Below are 17181 nucleotides of genomic sequence, written 5' to 3'. Positions count from 1 at the left end.
TTTAATAGGACATGCTTATAGAATCTTTTGTACTGTTAAATCTTTTATTAGAATTTATATGGTGTAATATATTAATAAACATGTTATATTAATTTGGGAGTAATTACAAGAAAACAGCGACAAGATAAAAATTTAAAAAAAAATTAGATAAACTTCATTATGAATATTTTTAGGAGAAAAAAAATCCAGTTTTATGTTAATAAATTTTTCTTACTTCTCATTTTGTTCATTTTCCACGATTTTCTGTTGTTGATTTACTTAACTCTTTTTCATGACTTATTTTTGGATTTATGGATTTAGAAGCTTTATTTAAGACTTCTTTTAAAAATTCCCCAGTATATGATCCGCTAGTGGCAATTTCTTCTGGCGTACCTTGGGCAACTACCATCCCCCCACCGTCTCCACCTTCAGGTCCCAAATCAATGATATAATCAGCGGTTTTAATCACATCTAGGTTGTGTTCAATCACCAAGACAGTGTTTCCTCCATCACGTAGCCGTTCCAAAACTTGTAAGAGTTTCTTAATGTCTGCAAAATGCAATCCAGTTGTGGGTTCATCTAATATATACAGTGTGTGGCCAGTGCTTTGACGGCTCAATTCTTTGGCTAATTTAACCCTTTGAGCTTCTCCTCCAGATAAAGTTGTGGCAGGTTGTCCTAGCTTAATGTAACTCAAACCCACATCGTCCAAAGTCTTTAATTTCTTTTTTATACGTGGAATACTATCAAAAAATTCCAATGCTTCTTCAACAGTCATATCTAGAACTTCAGAGATGTTTTTCCCCTTATAACGAATTTCAAGGGTTTCCCTATTATATCTTTTACCTTTACAGACTTCACAAGGCACATAAACATCAGCTAAAAAGTGCATTTCAATCTTAATTATACCGTCACCAGAACAAGCTTCACATCTTCCTCCTTTAACATTAAAACTGAACCTTCCTGGTTTGTAACCTCTCTTCTTAGAAGTGGGTGTCTGGGCAAATATTTCCCGAATATATGTAAACACCCCTGTATAAGTAGCCGGGTTTGAACGTGGAGTACGACCTATAGGGGATTGATCTATGATGATGATTTTATCCACATTTTCTACACCTGTAATCGCATCATGTTTGCCTGGATTTAAGTGTTTATTGTTTAAAATACCATAAAGTCCCCGGTAGAGAACATCATTAATTAAAGTACTCTTACCTGATCCAGAAACTCCTGTAATGCAAGTAAAAACTCCCATTGGGAATTTTACATCAATATTTTTCAAGTTATGTTCCCTGGCACCCTTCACAGTTAAATAGTTCCCATTGGGGGGCATGCGATTTACAGGGAGTGGTATACTCTCTTGCCGGGAAAGGTAATGACCAGTTATAGAATCAGGGTTTTCCATTATTTCTTGGGGAGTTCCAGTTGCTGTTATCCAGCCGCCATGTTCACCAGCTCCAGGTCCGATATCTACTACATAATCTGCGCTGAGTATAGTATCTTCGTCGTGTTCCACTACAATAAGAGTGTTTCCGATATCCCTTAATTTTTTAAGAGTTTCGATGAGTTGATGGTTGTCGCGCTGATGAAGGCCTATGCTTGGTTCGTCCAAAATGTAGAGAACTCCCACCAATCTAGAACCAATTTGTGTTGCTAAGCGTATTCGCTGAGCTTCTCCACCCGAAAGACTTCCCGAAGATCTATCTAAGGTAATGTAATCCAAACCCACATCTTTCAGGAATTTCAAACGTTCCTTTATTTCTTTTAAAACTTCATGACCAATGTACTGGTCTCTTTGGGATAATTTCAGAGATTCAAAGAATTCATAAGAATGTTTTATAGGCATTTCTACTACTTCTGGAATATTTTTATCACCAACAGTCACGCTACGACTTTCAGGCTTTAAACGGGTCCCATCACACGCTGGACATTTCCTATCGCTCATGAAATGACCCATATAACTACGCATATAATTGGATTTGGTTTCCATGTATATTCTCTCCATACGCCGCACAACGCCCTCAAAATAACGATTCACCCGGTGTAAACGGTTTTTCCGTTGGAAAACAAATTCAATCTTATCTGGAGATCCATACAAAATAATTTCCTGATATTTTTGGGGAAGATCATGGAAGGGAGTGTCCATGCTGAAGCCATAATGGTCAGCTACTGCCCTTAACATCTGCCCATAATAATTATCCCTGTGTTTAGATTTACTCCACGGCAATATTGCTCCTTCATTTAAGGAGAGCTCATGGTCTGGTACCACCAAATCTGCGTCAATTTCGAGTTTACTTCCTAATCCATTACATTCTGGACAAGCTCCATGGGGACTGTTGAATGAAAACATTCTGGGGCTGATTTCCTCAAAATTTATTCCACAATCTGCACAAGCAAAATGTTCACTGTAAATTTTCTCTTTTCCATTTTCTGAGGATCCTTGAACTACTATTAGAAGCCCTTCCCCCAATTCCAGTGCAGTTTCCACAGAATCTGCCAGTCTACTTTCAAAGTCACGGTCGTAACGGATTACCAAGCGGTCTACCACAACTTCAATACTGTGTTTGAAGTTCTTTTCCAATTGCAAGTCTGAGTCCAGATTATGGATTTCTCCATCAACCCTTACCCTTACAAAACCTTTCCGTCGCAGTTCTTGGAAAACCTTTTTATGCTCACCCTTCCTGTCCCGGATCAGGGGTGCGAGGATTTGTATTTTACTACCTTCCTTTTCTTGGAGTATGCTGTCCACAATTTGGCTAGCTGTCTGCTGACTTATGGCTTTACCGCACTGATGGCAATGTGGAGTGCCAATGCGTGCATAGAGAAGTCTTAAATAATCATAAATCTCGGTTACAGTACCAACAGTTGAACGAGGATTCATTCGAGTTGTTTTTTGGTCAATGGATATAGCGGGGGATAATCCTTCAATATAATCTACTTCTGGTTTTTTCATCTGCCCCAAAAATTGTCTAGCATAAGCTGAGAGTGATTCCACGTAACGTCTCTGTCCTTCAGCATAAATAGTGTCAAAAGCCAGGGAAGACTTTCCAGATCCACTAATTCCAGTAATAACTACGAACTTGTCTCGAGGGATATTTAAGTCTATATTTTTTAAATTATGCTCCCTGGCACCTTTTATAAGAATATTTTCTTTCTTATTCATGAATACGAAACTCCTCTAATCTGAAACTCCTTCCAACATCAATATTTTGTCACGAATACTGGCTGCTTCTTCAAAATCCAGTCTGGCAGCTGCTTTTTTCATTTCCTCTTTCAAATCTTTAATTAAAAGACGTAATTCGTCTTTAGGCATTTTATCCACATCATCACGCATAATAACGTCTTTTTGAGACGTTTTCTCTTTCAAAGTCCGCTCAGTACTTCTCGGAATGATTCCATGGTCTTTATTATATTGTAACTGCATCTTACGTCTTTTATTTGTAATTTGTACTGCATTACGGACAGAATCAGTCATTTCATCTGCATATATCATTACTTGGCCTTCAACATTCCGTGAAGCTCTACCAATGGTCTGTATTAATGAGGATTCAGAGCGAAGAAATCCTTCCTTATCTGCGTCCAAAATACCAACTAACCCTACTTCTGGGAGATCCAATCCTTCTCTGAGGAGGTTAACGCCCACCAAACAGTTGAATTCTCCTCTACGCAAGTCGTCGATTATATCTATTCGTTCCAGGGTGCTAATCTCTGAGTGTAGGTAACGAACTTTTACACCAGCACGTGCATAATAGTCAGTTAAGTCTTCGGCCATGCGTTTGGTTAATGTAGTTACCAACACTCGCTGACCATCATTTACCTTTTTCCTGATTTGTCCAAGAAGATGGTCAACTTGGCCACGAACTGGATTTAACATCACTTCCGGGTCCACCAAACCTGTGGGGCGGATAATTTGCTCTGCTACTTGTTGGCTAAGATTAAGTTCGTATTGGGCAGGGGTTGCTGATACATAAATCACCTGATTCTGCAAACTTTCAAATTCTTCAAAATTTAGGGGTCTGTTTTCACGAGCTGAAGGTAATCTGAAACCGTAATTAACTAATACATCCTTACGTGCCCGATCTCCAGCATACATTCCTCTTATTTGGGGTACGGTAACATGTGATTCATCAATTATAGTAAGATAATCATCAGGGAAGTAACGCAGTAGACTGTAAGGTGTTTCATCCCATTTACGACCAGAAATATGCATACTATAATTTTCAATTCCCTGGCAGTAACCCATTTCCCTCAACATCTCCAAATCAAATCTAGTGCGTTGTTCCAGTCTATGAGCTTCAACAAGCTTATTTTCTGCCTCTAAAACTCTTAATCTGTCTTCTAATTCATCTTCAATTGCACTTAAGGCTTTTTCCATTTTGTCAGGCGTAGTTACAAAGTGTTTTGCAGGGAATACCACAACTTTATCTAGATCACGGGTGGCTTGACCTCTTACATGATCTATGAATGATAGTTTGTCCACTTCATCTCCAAAAAGCTCTACTCGGATAGGGGTTTTCCCCTGAGCAGGGAATATCTCAACTACATCTCCACGCACTCTGAACTTTCCACGTGTAAAATCAATATCATTACGTTCATATTGCATTTCAACCAGTTTTGAGAGTATTTCCTCCCGGTCGATTTGTTGTCCCACTTCAAGTAAGAGTACCAGGTTTCCGTAGTCTTCTGGAGCACCAATACCATAAATACAAGACACACTGGCCACTACAATAACATCTTCCCTGCTGAGGAGTGATTGAGTTGTGCTATGGCGCATCATATCGATTTCTTCATTAATAGACGATTCTTTATCAATGTAAGTATCTGTCTGGGGAACATAAGCCTCTGGCTGATAATAATCATAATAACTGACAAAGTATTCAACAGCATTATTAGGAAAAAGCTCTCGAAACTCCTCATAGAGTTGTGCTGCCAGTGTTTTATTGTGAGAAATTACTAGAGTGGGTTTCTGCACTTGTTTAATAACATTGGCCATTGTAAAAGTTTTCCCAGAACCAGTAACTCCTAAAAGGGTCTGGTGTTTCATCCCACTACAAACACCTTCAGACAAAGATTTAATGGCTTTAGGCTGGTCTCCCAAAGGTTTATAAGTCGACAAAAGTTCAAATTTTCTCATTGATCAGTCCTCTCTTGAAAAAACAAAATATTAATAAAGATCATTAATAAATCTAAAAACAGATTATAAATTTTCTTGACAAAATTACAATTAAATTCTATTCATTATATATTATATATAATTCACTGATCCATGAACTGTTCGTATACTACTCTTCCAATATATTTAATTAAATAATCCTTATTGGAATATTAACCATAATTTTTATTAATTGAATATCATATGCAATTTTTCATAGATTCAGGAGGATTAAAAATGTCGAATTCCATTAAACGAATAGGCAAATCATTGATACGAGCTGGAATGCTTGAAACTACACCATTATGTGTATATTTTCATGATGAAATCCCTCAAGATGCAGTACCTATGGTTTCAGTTGATAAATGTGCTGCTAAAGCGATACTTACCGCTGCTATGGATGAAAACACACCTACGCTTTATATGGGTCCGGATTGTCTCAAAGGCTTTTGTTTGGGAGGTATTACTTGGTTGGGATTTTCAAAGAAACTATCACCCTACATCAAATACTTTGTATCCACTGGGCACGAAGATTTTGCAAATGGAGATGCTGAATATTTAAAAGCCAGCCCTGAATTATTTGAGAAATTCACTGAATCAATTGGTTCAATTAATTTACCAAGGAAGAATCTAATTGTGGAACCTTGTGATAAATTCAGTGAAGACGAACAGCTAGAAAATTATGACTATGGTGATATAAGTTATCCCATTATTCGGTCATTCCTCTGTTTTGGTAATGCACAGCAAATCCGTAACCTTTGTAGTTTGATTCATTTCAGAACAACAAACCCATTTGAATCAATCATATGTCCATTTGGCCCTGCTTGTGCAACAATGATCACTTATCCTGCACATTTAGCTGAAAAAACACCAAATAATGCTGCTTTCATAGGGCCTACTGATCCTACTGGAAACCATTGGTTCCCAACAGATTTCATGGCACTGGGAATTCCCTTAAATATAGCTATAGATATGTGTAATGATTTGGATGATTCTTTTGCAGTCAAACGGCCCGAAGTTGCATACCCCAAAAATAGGGATGATGTTCGACAGTATAAACGAAAATAATAATTAGATTTTCTTACTAAAATGGAATAAGAACAGTAACAAGATTTTTCAAAAGATCATTATATGAGGATCAATTTTGTCAACCACTATTAACAACCCTGATGATTTACCAGAAAAACCAGGCGTATATCTTCTGAAGAATGTTCATGATGATATTCTATATGTGGGCAAAGCCAAATCCCTTAAAAAAAGGGTTAAAAGTTACTTCAAAGCCCAACTGGATGATCCAAAAACCAGGATTTTGATGCGCCATTTCCATCATTTAGAGTACATGGTCACTGACACTGAAAAAGAAGCCCTTATTTTGGAATCTAACCTCATAAAAAAACATTTACCCCGTTACAATATACGTCTTAAAGATGATAAACGATTTCCCTATATCCAAATTACTTCTGAAGATTATCCGAAGCTTTTAATAACCCGCAATCTCCAACATGAAGGTTCTTTTTTTTATGGTCCTTTTACGGATGTTACATCTGTTAGGAGTATTTTGAAACTTTTAAAACCAGTATTCCGCCTCAGAGATTGTAAACGGATGGATGGGCCCTGTCTTAATTATCAGATTGACCTTTGCCCAGCACCTTGCTCTGGTAACATAAATAAAGAGGATTACCAGAAAAATGTGGATAAAGTGAAGTTGTTCTTGGAAGGTCGTCATAATGAAGTTTTAGAGCTTCTGAGAAAAGAGATGGAACAAGCTGCTCAGAATCATGATTATGAAAAGGCTGCTGTCATCAGGGATCAACTGTTCTCCCTTGATGAAGTTATGGAAAAACAGAAGATGGAATTCAACAGAAGCCTAGATCAGGATGTGATATCCTATGCAGTTAATGATGATGTAGTTGTTGTGGTTGTTTTTAGAGTTAGATCAGGTAAAATCATGGGGAAAGAGGATTTTCTTATGGAAGGTGCTCAGGATAACTATCCGCAGGAGATAATTGGGGCTTTTATAAAACAGTACTACTCTGGACCTAGACCAGTGCCTGCTGAGATTCTTCTACCTATCAAGATCCAAGACGAGAAACTGATCACTCAATGGCTTTCTGAGAAAATGAACGTGGAAAATCCTGACAAACATCCTAAAAATTATGCAATATCTTTAAAAGTACCAGAAGAAGGTTTAGAATATCGTTTAGTTGAAATGGTTACTAAAAACGCGAAAATTATAACAAATCATTACCAACAAGCCAGGGTAGCGTTACTTGATCTTAAAAAATATCTTAATATCCCCAGAATCCCCCGCCGTATTGAGGCTTTTGACGTTTCTAACTTAGGGGGAAAAATGGCAGTAGCCTCCATGGTGGTTTTCGAAGATGGAAAACCTAAAAAAAGCCATTATCGTAAGTTTAAACTAAAAACTCCAGGTCCTGACGACTATGCCATGATGCGTGAAGTTCTCACCAGAAGATATGAGAAAATTGCCATTTCTGGTGGAAAAATACCTGATTTAATTATAGTTGATGGAGGTCGTGGTCAGCTTAACATAGCAAAAGAAGTTTTGAATTCATTAGATATAAAAACTGGTGTTATTGGTTTAGCTGAGGAGTTTGAACACATATTCATACCTGAAGTTTCTATCCCTATCATTTTGCCCACTGATTCTACAGCGTTACATTTGCTTCAGAGTGTAAGGGATGAAGCCCATAGATTTGCAGTAACATATCATCGAAAACTCCGACAAAAAGACCTGGAAAGATCCCTTCTGGATGAAATACCCGGTGTTGGCCCTAAACGTAAAATGAATCTTTTAAGACATTTTGGTGATTTAAATACTATAAAAAATGCCAGTACAGAACAAATTGCAGAGGTTAATGGTATAAACAAAAATTTAGCCCTTAAAATATATGATTTTTTTCACCAAGAGGATGAATGATAAGAGTTTTCTAAAAAATTGGTGTTTTACCATTATTAATAAGAAATATTATAAGTCTAATGGGGGAATATTATTATATAGCAATCATAATATTATAGGGGAGTGGCATGTCTCAAATTAAAATATTGATTGTAGAAGATGAAAGCATTGTGGCCATGGATATAAAGCACCGAGCTGAAGTTTTGGGTTATCACGTTACTGCAATCATTCCTTCAGGAGAGGAAGCCTTGGAGAATGTCGCCCAAAACAAGCCTGATTTGGTGCTTATGGACATAGTTCTAAAGGGAGAAATGGATGGAATTGAGGCAGCTCAAAAGATAAGGGATAGTTATGATATTCCCGTTGTATATTTAACTGCTTATTCTGATGAAAGAACTCTGAAAAGAGCAAAAATAACACAACCATTTGGTTATATAATAAAACCTTTTGATGATAGAGAATTACATAGCGCAGTTGAAGTAGCGTTATACAAACACCAAATGGAGAGCAAACTTAAAGAAAGCGAAAAATGGCTCTCAACAACCTTAGAAAGTATCGGAGATGCCGTTATAGCCACTGATAAACAGGGAAAAATCAAATTCATGAATCCAGTGGCTTGTGAGATAACTGGCTGGAATCATGATGACGCCATTGGCCGCCCTTTAAGCGAAATATTCAGAGTAATAAATGAGGATAATAGTTCTATTGTGGATGATCCTGTTGTTAAAGTGGTTGAAAATGATGCTATTATTGGATTACCATCACAAGTCTGCTTAATAAATAAAAAAGGACATCATATTCCTATTGATGATAGCAGTGCACCTATAAAGGATGAAAATGGAAACATTATAGGTGTGGCTCTGGTGTTCCGGGATGTAACCCAGCGCAGGAAGGAAGCCAAGGAAAGAGAAGCATTACTTAAAGACAAAGCTCGAGGAGAACTTTCTGGTTTCATTCTCAGTACTTTGCCAATATTTGCTTCTAACATTCCACCACAAGTTAGAAATAATATTGTCCAAAGTTTTGGGGATAGGTTTGAAAAACACATGAAACCCCTATTTTTGGAGGAAATGGAAAAATGTCAGATTAATCAAGGTGTGAACTTGGAAGATGAGTCACAATCATCCAAAGAAGTCATTTTTCAGTGTTATCTCTCCTGGATTAGTGAATTCATGTCTAATTTAGGTATTGTTACCAAGGCGGACATTAATTTCGAGAATGGTAAAAATAATCTTTATTTGGGCAACTGCCCCTGGATGAGTGAAACCAGTGCCAGCCCAATATTTTGCTTAATATGCCGAGCTATAGTCATACGCAGTTTCACTTGGACTTCATTAAAAGGAAATGTAGAACAAAACAAATGCATACTAGATGGTAATAAAGATTGTTCATTTGATTTCAAACTATTTTAGGCATCCAAAAAGGATTTATTAATATTTTTACTATAATTGACTTTGATGGATACAAATCAACAATTATTCCTTTATTTCAAATTTGCAAAAAAGAACCTTAACACGCCTAAAAAAATAATTATAACCCGTGAGATTATTAATTTGGAGAAAGTAGCAGAACATGTTAATTAAAAAATTATCCTAATTCACTTTTTCAAGGGGGTTTAGTATTTGGAACGAATAAAAACAGGGTTAAAAGGTATTGATCAGTTCACAGGCGGACTTCCGAGAGGTAAAACAGTCCTTATCACTGGAAACGCTGGTTCTGGGAAAACAATATTTGGTTTACAATTCGCACTTTCTTGCTGTCGACAGAATATTAAAACTGTTTACATCACAACTGAAGAGGATTCAAAGGACCTTTATACTCAAGGGTCCACCTTTGGATGGGATATTAAATCATTCACAGACAGTGGACTTTTACGTTTTATTGAACTTGCTGGTGTTAGAGCTAAAGTGACTGAGGCGGAGATCAGCATAGATGCAGAAGCAATGAAGGGAAATTTCTCAAGTTTCATCAAGAATCTACCTGAAGACACAGAAGCAGTAGTTATTGACAATATAGGTAGTTATACAGCTAAACTCAACCCCTATGAATTTCGGGATCGTTTTGATCTTCTGGTTTACGAATTAAAACAAAGAAACATCACTTCTCTGGTTATACTAGACAGTGCTACATCTAAAGAATTCAATGAAATCGCGCTATTTTCTGTTTATGGAGCAATTAAACTTATGAAAAGAGAAAATCCATACACCGGTCGAAGGGAGAGGGTGATGGATTTTGTGAAAATGAGAAGCACCAAGACACCTACTCAATTCCTGACTTATGAAATTAATGATAATGGCATCGAAATTATATCCAGCTTGGAAAGTAAGGATTAAAGAAAAATTATAGGATTAATAATGGAGAAATTTAAAAAAAGGTTCTATTAGTTCAATAATGGGAATTTGCATTGAATTTTATTCATAGTGTTCATTAGGGATTATAGTAATTGTTAACACTGTGAAACATGGCTGGGTGGAATTGGTGGATTTGTAACGACTTCTGTAGTATTGTTGGGCAATGGATCATCAGGAGTTGGGTTACTATAGGTTTGTTTTTCTTGGGGGGCTGTTTGCGGACTGTCTGTATCTTGTGATTTTAAAATATCACTTAGTGCAATGGCCCCGATAATTAACAAGCCAACTATCATCAACACTATTATTTTATCCATTTAAAACCCTCGGAATTGACTTTCTATTTATTAGATAAGGTTATATAAATTTCTATTGTCATCCTTTGCATCAAAGTGAAGAATATTTAAGTCCTAATGAATTTTATTCGACCCAATGAATTTTTATGTTATTTTCTGCAATCCCTTTAACTAAGAACTAAATAGGTTAAATCTTTTTTAAAACCGCCAGGATGAGTTTTGCAGCGTTTTCTACATCATTTATATTTACCACACTAACTGGTGTGTGTATATATCTGGATGGTGGTGATATAACGCCTGTGGGGATACCTTCTCTGGTGAGGTGGATGGCGGTGGCATCAGTGGTGCCTCCTTCACTCACTTCTAACTGATATGGTATCTCTTCTTCTCGGGCTACATCGATTAAAAGTTCTTTTACTTTGGGGTGGGTGATAATTCCTCTTCCGCTGGCATCAGTGAGTATGATGCAAGGGCCTTTACCTGCCTTTGCTGGTGCTTCTTCTTCTTTTATTCCAGGATGGTCTCCAGATATGGTTACGTCTAGGGCCAATGCCATATCTGGATTGATACGGTAGGCAGAAGTTCTTGCACCCTTAAGACCCACTTCTTCCTGAACTGTGCCCACACCATAAATGTTGGCATTGCTTTTGGCTCTTTTCATTACTTCCAAGAGAATGGCACATCCCACTCTGTTGTCCATGGCATTTCCCATTACCAGATCATTTTTCAGTTCTGTAAATTCCTGTTTAATGGTGATGGGATCACCCACATTGACCATTTGCTCCGCATCTTCCTTACTACAAGCACCGATGTCAATGAACATATTTTCATATTCTACTGGTTTTTTCTTTTCAGACGCTTTCATCCTGTGAGGAGGTTTGCTCCCTATTACACCAATGACTTTTTCTTTCTGGCTGTGGATGTAAACTTCCTGATTTAGTAACATCTGGTCGTTGATCCCACCCAGTTTAGAGAACTTTATGAATCCATTTTTATCAATATATCTTACCATAAGCCCAATTTCGTCCATGTGGGCAGCTAACATCACTTTTTTCCCATTGGGGGTTCCCTTTTTTAAGGCGATAAGGTTACCCATTTCATCAATTTCTAAATCATCCACATGTTCCTTTAATTCGTCCATCATTATGTTTCGAACTTCATCTTCGAATCCAGATACACCAGAAGCGTTAGATAGTTTTTCTAATAATTTTTTCATATTAAAACCTCAAATTCATAGAATAAAAATTAAAATTTTATTAATATTTTTTTCATTCAATCAAAGTGATGGAAATACTAAATCATACATTTCTATAAATTTTTTCCAAAGCAATTTGGATTAAAATGATTTAATGAGAATAATAATTCCAATTATAACCAACAAGATAGGGCCTGCTTGTTCCTGGAGGAAAGTGATGGGTATTATTCCCATATTAACACCATACCAGACCAGACCAACTATGATAAAGAATAAGCTGAAGTAAAGGCCCCACATATTTATGTTTCTTTTTTTATCGGGTTTGGAACTTTTTGGTTTGCTTATTGTTACATCTTCATCCATGGACATCGCCTACGATAACATTTGATAAAATACTGTTAGAATGCTCATATGCTTAGTTATATCCCTTGATATGATTTTTATTCATTTTTTAAGTAGTGATTTGTAATTGTTTTGATCCCGTGTTTGTTTGTGTATGATTTAACTTATAGATACTGTTATACCACTATATCCTTGTGAACTAAGGGATCTTTGCACACTTTTTAAGATCGTATTTTTTTCACTGGGATTCACTTCACGCGAAAGATGTATAGTAACCTTTTTGGTTCCATCCATTTGGATACCATTGACTTTAACTGGTAAAGTTCCGGGATTGCTAATCCCCATTTCAGTTGTGCCGTTTTCAGCTCCAAATCTAACTGCAGTTGCAATACTATTTTTCACGCTTTGCTCATTAACAAAAACGCCAACCCCAAGCACAATAAATAGGATTATAGCTACAAAAAGGATTACTTCTACTGATAATTGTCCTTTTTCATCCATGGGAATCAATTCCTTTTGTATCTGCTTTATTTTATAATAACTAAAGTTTACATTTTTTGTAAACTTCGTACTTAAATATATCTTCGCATCTAATAAATAATATAGTATATTATCATAATATTCTTCATCTTTATTAAAGTATATATCATGATTTGAGTATTATTAATTCAAAAAGTTATATAGTTAAAAAAACAAATTAATCTATAGTATACACAATTTATAGAATACTATATTAACACAGTAATAATTAGTTTATATTATATGTAATTTCATAATGAATATTGAATGCAGATAAAGGAGAGGGGTTTTCCTGAAATTATTTAAAAAAGATTCAAGAGGTTTAGCATTTTCGCTTGACTTATTACTGGCTCTAATTCCAATAACCATCATTTTGGGTTTAGTTGCTGCTAATATGGGCAATATTATGTTTGATACGCAGGATGTCGTTTACCGAAGTTCAATGGAACGTTCTGCTCAGGATACCAGCAATGCTCTTTTAAAAACATCAGGTACTCCTTATGATTGGGAGACCCGGGGTGCTTCTCAAGTAAAATCTGTGGGCTTGGCTAAGTACGATAGTAGTAATAAATTACCTCTTGAGTACGTTTTATCAACGGACAAGGTTGGGGCCATCACACCTGCAAATGTTCAAAGTATGTTAGGTAATCAGTACAGTTTTCAATTATTAATTACTACGTTGAAAACTGGCAAAACTATACGAGACCTTAACAGCGTAGGTAACACTAAAACTAGAGAGGATGCTCCTGATGTGGTAGCGGTCGAACGGATAGTTTCAATATCTGAATTTGATATTGTTGCAGAATTAAAAAATATAAGACTTACAAAGTCCCCAATAACTCTTACCGAGTATTTTCCAACTAATAGGGCTTATCTTGATGCATTTGATTATTATGTTTATGTTGATAATTCCGACAAAGTCAGTTCAGGATGGGTTGAGATTAATGGAGTCACTGGCAACCAAAGGGTTGTTCCAACTAGTGAATTTCCGTCATCTCCACCATTGATACGTTATATTGATCCTGTGATTCAACAATTAAAAAACGGAGAAACTTTACAACAGAACCGAATTCAGACACGACTTGCAGGATCTCCTGGAGATACGATGAATGTTTATGTCATCCGAGTACCAAAAGGAACCCCAAGTCAAGATATTAATCCTGAAAATATTCACGGAGTTAAGGCCAAGTATGTATTATATGTGTGGACAAGGTGATTCTTATGGATGAAAACGGTTATATACTCACTGCTGATTCTACCCTAGCTTTGATAGTGGTTGTAGTGTTTACTGCAACAGTGGCAAGCTACTCCATGCTACCCGTGTACATGGGTCAAGATCACCAGCATCTGGAGGCTCTTGGAGACAGTGTGCTGCAAACTATGGAACAAGATGGTACTCTTAAATATGCTTCTGTACAAGCTGCCAACGGCTCCACAGCTGATGCTCGTGATACTTTACAGGAGAGAATTCATGCATCAATACCTCCGGGAATAGGATACGAGGCGATTATGAATGTTGGAGGTAATGTTGTCACAGCAGATAGTTCAAGGGAACCTGAATCTCCATCGTTTGGTAAAGATATTGCCACTCGGGTAAGGGTTATTTCCGGTCCTGAGGAAGGATGGTGGGGACGTGCTTGGTTTAAATCTGAACCAGTAGAATTCATTAATAAAGAGATCCGTCTAACCACCACAGTGTGGAATTTCCACAACTGGCTTACTAACTTTTCACCATGGAACTCTGGTAATGGGTTACGAAGTTATACGTATTGGGGTAAAGGTTCTTCAGCTCAAACCATCCCATTTGCTATTCCAGCGGGTGCCCGGATATTCGGGGCCAGATATTTGGTAGGTAGTTCATCCTCACATCACGGAGCTTCTTATGGGACTAATACAGTTGTAAACGGCAGACCTGCGCTTGTGGCTAACTCTAACGAATTCGTGTTCCTCAATGTTCGACCCACTACCTCTACTCGAATGTATAATTATCTGGGGACAATACCGGTTTCATATTTGCAAACACCCAATAACAATTTTTATGTGCGATTTATACCAAGGCCTAGTACCAGTAATACTTATGATATGGCTTGGTTTGCCATTCTTGCAGATTACTCTACCAATATCACAATTCCTGAAAACGTTACTGAAGAAACTTACTCATTCCCGAATGCTGCAGGATTAGCCGTGTATAACGAGGTAGAATTGGGAAGTGGAAGGGGTTATGGTCGGATATTCGATTTAGACTCAGGGACATTGACTAATCTTAATTCTAGACGAGCAATATCTTGGAATAATATGAGGAACCGAAATCATGGTTTTGACAATGGAATTCCTTTCGTAATTACTAGTTTACCAGGAGTAACTGGGACTGGTCATGGAACTGGCGTGAGTGTTGTTCGTGACATTCCTATACCTTCCAATACTAACCTTTTAGATGCTTATGTGGTTGTTAACAGTTGGGGGGCAAATGACGGTGCTCTGGTAGAGGTATGGGATAGTCAGTCCAATAATTGGCGAACTGTTTTCAATTCTTTTAATGTGGATGGAATTACTTACAGTGACCGGTCTGATGGTTATGGTAACCTTCCGGGGATTATATATCTTGGAGATCAATTAAGAACAGGTGCAAATAACAAAGTTCGGGTTACTGTGTTTGATGATGTTCCATCATCAGATTATGACCTTTGTGGTGTCGAAGATTCGTATGTTAAGGTTTTCACCAGCCCATATAAGGTAAGATGGAGCACTTATCCCTTCAGAAGTCATCAGTCTCGTAATAATGTTGAAGAACAAACCAGGTCTTTCGGGCTTACTACTGACAGCCAAAAAGCTATGATGTTTATGGGTGTGGGACTAAACACTCGACAAGTCACGGTTCGATACGATGGCACAAGTCAAATCTTATATCAGGGTCCAGTACCATTTTCTTTGGATCTGGCCGAATTGGATGCTCAAAAAAGGTTTTTCAGAATTACAACCCCTGATTCAACTCCAGGCAACTATACACTCAGACCGGGAAGTTATTCTATAAGAGTCAGAGTGGATGGACCGTCTAATGCTTGGGAGTCTGGTGATTATGATGCTAATGCTGCCATATTTTCAGGTACCAGGATTGCTGTAATAAATCCTCAAATCCAGAATGAGTGGTCTGCAGGGATGGGTAGAAATCCTCAAGATGCCATGGCTAATGCTACAGCTATATTGCTTCAGAAATATCCTGGAATTAATCCCGATGATGTGCATACTTCTGCCTTGTTTGCTGGTAACACACCCAATGCGGTTACCATCCGGTTAAAGTTATGGAAACAATAGAATTTATATGAAAGAATAGGAATTTGATAAAATGGATGAAAAGGGTTATACCATCACTCCAGTAGCATTATTACTGATGATACCGGTGATAATATTGGCGGTGGCCTTTGGGGATGTTGTTGATGAGGTGAATCAATTTTCTACAATAACCATAGGTAGTGATGTCACAGAAGGTACTGTTTCTGCTGTTTACACTTATATAAAGTATGGAGCCGCTGATTCAGGGCGGTGGGGTGCTTATAATGTTACCAGGACTGTAATTGACCGACAACATTTCCTTACTGATAGCAAACTTCACGTCAGAGAAGTTGTTGCTGGTCAACTAAGTGAACATGTTGTTGATTCTTGTAGTAAACTGTCCCGGGAAACCGGTAGAAATATTTCAATTAACAATAAACAAATTCCAATTAATACTACTAATTTCACCATGGATAATATTTTCACAGCGTCTGACATTGAAGTTTCCCAAGTTGATGCCTACGGCAAGGGTGACCCTTATGGTTTCTATGTTGTGGTGAAAGCAGGGGTACCTATAAAGGTTGAACAGGAAGGCCAAGTTTATGAGGGGACATTACCGGAAATAAGGGGTTATGCTCCTATTATTGGTATGGAAGATCCTTACATATGGATTCAGAGCAGTTTTAGAACTAGAAATGCTATTTATCCTTATTCCCAATATGAAAAAGCATATGATGGTTCTTTAATTTTCCACTTTGATGATAGAGTAGACATAAATCGTGTCAAGATTGAGAACTTAGGAGATTGTTTAAACGGCACAGGCAATCCTGAGAAAATTCCTGGCATGCCTCAATATTTCCCAAACCCAAATGGACTTAACTTCTTTGAAAGATTACAGGGAAGTCAAATAGCTGGTGAGCAAGCTGACACCCGTTTGAGCACGTTTGTAGTGGGCGATCCATTAAGTGACATGCACCAAGGAAAGACCATATCTGCGGTAGATATTGAATACTTTGCAGAACCTCCAATAGCTGGCACTAAAATAATGCTTGGTGGTAATGATTATCTTGATTCTAGGGGTGCTGTTTTCTATTTATCATCAACGTACAAAACTCGTTTCGCGCTGCAAAGTAATTACAATAGTAATAAACCATAATCTACAG

Annotated in this window: 13 protein-coding genes; 7 read left to right on the top strand and 6 right to left on the bottom strand. The window is 37.3% G+C overall.

What is annotated here, in order from left to right; genetic code table 11:
• Positions 1-226: 226 nt before the first annotated feature.
• Entirely contained in the window at positions 227-3139 is a 2913-nt protein-coding gene (gene uvrA, locus GXZ72_03505; protein HHT18607.1) for an excinuclease ABC subunit UvrA, read from the bottom strand.
• Positions 3140-3154: 15 nt separating this feature from the next.
• On the bottom strand, positions 3155-5110 hold the full coding sequence (uvrB, locus tag GXZ72_03500; GenBank protein ID HHT18606.1) for an excinuclease ABC subunit UvrB: 1956 nt from the start codon (positions 5108-5110) through the stop codon (positions 3155-3157).
• Positions 5111-5365: 255 nt separating this feature from the next.
• Here uvrB and GXZ72_03495 point away from each other — a divergent pair, with 255 nt between their 5' ends.
• From GXZ72_03495 to GXZ72_03480, 4 genes are all read left to right on the top strand, one after another.
• Entirely contained in the window at positions 5366-6196 is an 831-nt protein-coding gene (locus GXZ72_03495) for a DUF169 domain-containing protein (GenBank protein ID HHT18605.1), read from the top strand.
• A gap of 76 nt (positions 6197-6272) precedes the next feature.
• Positions 6273-8069 carry an excinuclease ABC subunit UvrC gene (uvrC, locus tag GXZ72_03490; protein ID HHT18604.1) on the top strand — a complete coding sequence of 599 codons (1797 nt, stop codon included), beginning with the start codon at positions 6273-6275 and terminating at the stop codon, positions 8067-8069.
• A 107-nt stretch (positions 8070-8176) separates the two neighbouring features.
• Positions 8177-9460, top strand: coding sequence for a methanogen output domain 1-containing protein (locus GXZ72_03485; GenBank protein ID HHT18603.1), 1284 nt, complete (start codon positions 8177-8179; stop codon positions 9458-9460).
• 210 nt (positions 9461-9670) lie between these two features.
• Positions 9671-10381 carry an AAA family ATPase gene (locus tag GXZ72_03480; GenBank protein ID HHT18602.1) on the top strand — a complete coding sequence of 237 codons (711 nt, stop codon included), beginning with the start codon at positions 9671-9673 and terminating at the stop codon, positions 10379-10381.
• A gap of 113 nt (positions 10382-10494) precedes the next feature.
• On the opposite strand, the gene GXZ72_03475 is transcribed toward GXZ72_03480, so the two are convergent.
• From GXZ72_03475 to GXZ72_03460, 4 genes are all read right to left on the bottom strand, one after another.
• The gene (locus tag GXZ72_03475) at positions 10495-10713 is read right to left on the bottom strand and encodes a hypothetical protein (protein ID HHT18601.1); all 219 of its coding nucleotides are present in this window, start codon (positions 10711-10713) and stop codon (positions 10495-10497) included.
• Between the two features lie 166 nt (positions 10714-10879).
• Positions 10880-11908 (bottom strand): M42 family metallopeptidase, encoded by a 1029-nt coding sequence (locus GXZ72_03470; protein ID HHT18600.1) that lies wholly within the window; start codon positions 11906-11908, stop codon positions 10880-10882.
• Positions 11909-12028: 120 nt separating this feature from the next.
• Entirely contained in the window at positions 12029-12250 is a 222-nt protein-coding gene (locus GXZ72_03465) for a hypothetical protein (protein HHT18599.1), read from the bottom strand.
• A gap of 138 nt (positions 12251-12388) precedes the next feature.
• Entirely contained in the window at positions 12389-12739 is a 351-nt protein-coding gene (locus GXZ72_03460; GenBank protein HHT18598.1) for a class III signal peptide-containing protein, read from the bottom strand.
• Between the two features lie 415 nt (positions 12740-13154).
• Between GXZ72_03460 and GXZ72_03455 the strand changes: the two genes are divergently transcribed.
• Genes GXZ72_03455 through GXZ72_03445 form a run of 3 tightly spaced genes read left to right on the top strand, consistent with a single transcriptional unit; the run spans position 13155 to position 17174 of the window.
• Positions 13155-13964 (top strand): hypothetical protein, encoded by an 810-nt coding sequence (locus GXZ72_03455; protein ID HHT18597.1) that lies wholly within the window; start codon positions 13155-13157, stop codon positions 13962-13964.
• Between the two features lie 5 nt (positions 13965-13969).
• Complete coding sequence (locus tag GXZ72_03450; GenBank protein HHT18596.1) at positions 13970-16060, top strand: hypothetical protein; 2091 nt, start codon at positions 13970-13972, stop codon at positions 16058-16060.
• A 31-nt stretch (positions 16061-16091) separates the two neighbouring features.
• On the top strand, positions 16092-17174 hold the full coding sequence (locus tag GXZ72_03445) for a hypothetical protein (GenBank protein ID HHT18595.1): 1083 nt from the start codon (positions 16092-16094) through the stop codon (positions 17172-17174).
• Positions 17175-17181: the final 7 nt, after the last annotated feature.

This window comes from Methanobacterium sp. (assembly GCA_012838205.1).
Lineage (GTDB): Archaea > Methanobacteriota > Methanobacteria > Methanobacteriales > Methanobacteriaceae > Methanobacterium.
The sequence above is the reverse complement of the archived record's forward strand: the minus strand, read 5'-3'. Positions and strand labels throughout refer to the sequence as shown.

Coding starts and splice junctions, on each gene's coding strand:
- uvrA (HHT18607.1), bottom strand. CDS start 3,139: ATGAATAAGAAAGAAAATATTCTTATAAAAGGTGCCAGGGAGCATAAT.
- uvrB (HHT18606.1), bottom strand. CDS start 5,110: ATGAGAAAATTTGAACTTTTGTCGACTTATAAACCTTTGGGAGACCAG.
- GXZ72_03495 (HHT18605.1), top strand. CDS start 5,366: ATGTCGAATTCCATTAAACGAATAGGCAAATCATTGATACGAGCTGGA.
- GXZ72_03485 (HHT18603.1), top strand. CDS start 8,177: ATGTCTCAAATTAAAATATTGATTGTAGAAGATGAAAGCATTGTGGCC.
- GXZ72_03475 (HHT18601.1), bottom strand. CDS start 10,713: ATGGATAAAATAATAGTGTTGATGATAGTTGGCTTGTTAATTATCGGG.
- GXZ72_03470 (HHT18600.1), bottom strand. CDS start 11,908: ATGAAAAAATTATTAGAAAAACTATCTAACGCTTCTGGTGTATCTGGA.
- GXZ72_03465 (HHT18599.1), bottom strand. CDS start 12,250: ATGGATGAAGATGTAACAATAAGCAAACCAAAAAGTTCCAAACCCGAT.
- GXZ72_03455 (HHT18597.1), top strand. CDS start 13,155: ATGTTTGATACGCAGGATGTCGTTTACCGAAGTTCAATGGAACGTTCT.
- GXZ72_03450 (HHT18596.1), top strand. CDS start 13,970: ATGGATGAAAACGGTTATATACTCACTGCTGATTCTACCCTAGCTTTG.
- GXZ72_03445 (HHT18595.1), top strand. CDS start 16,092: ATGGATGAAAAGGGTTATACCATCACTCCAGTAGCATTATTACTGATG.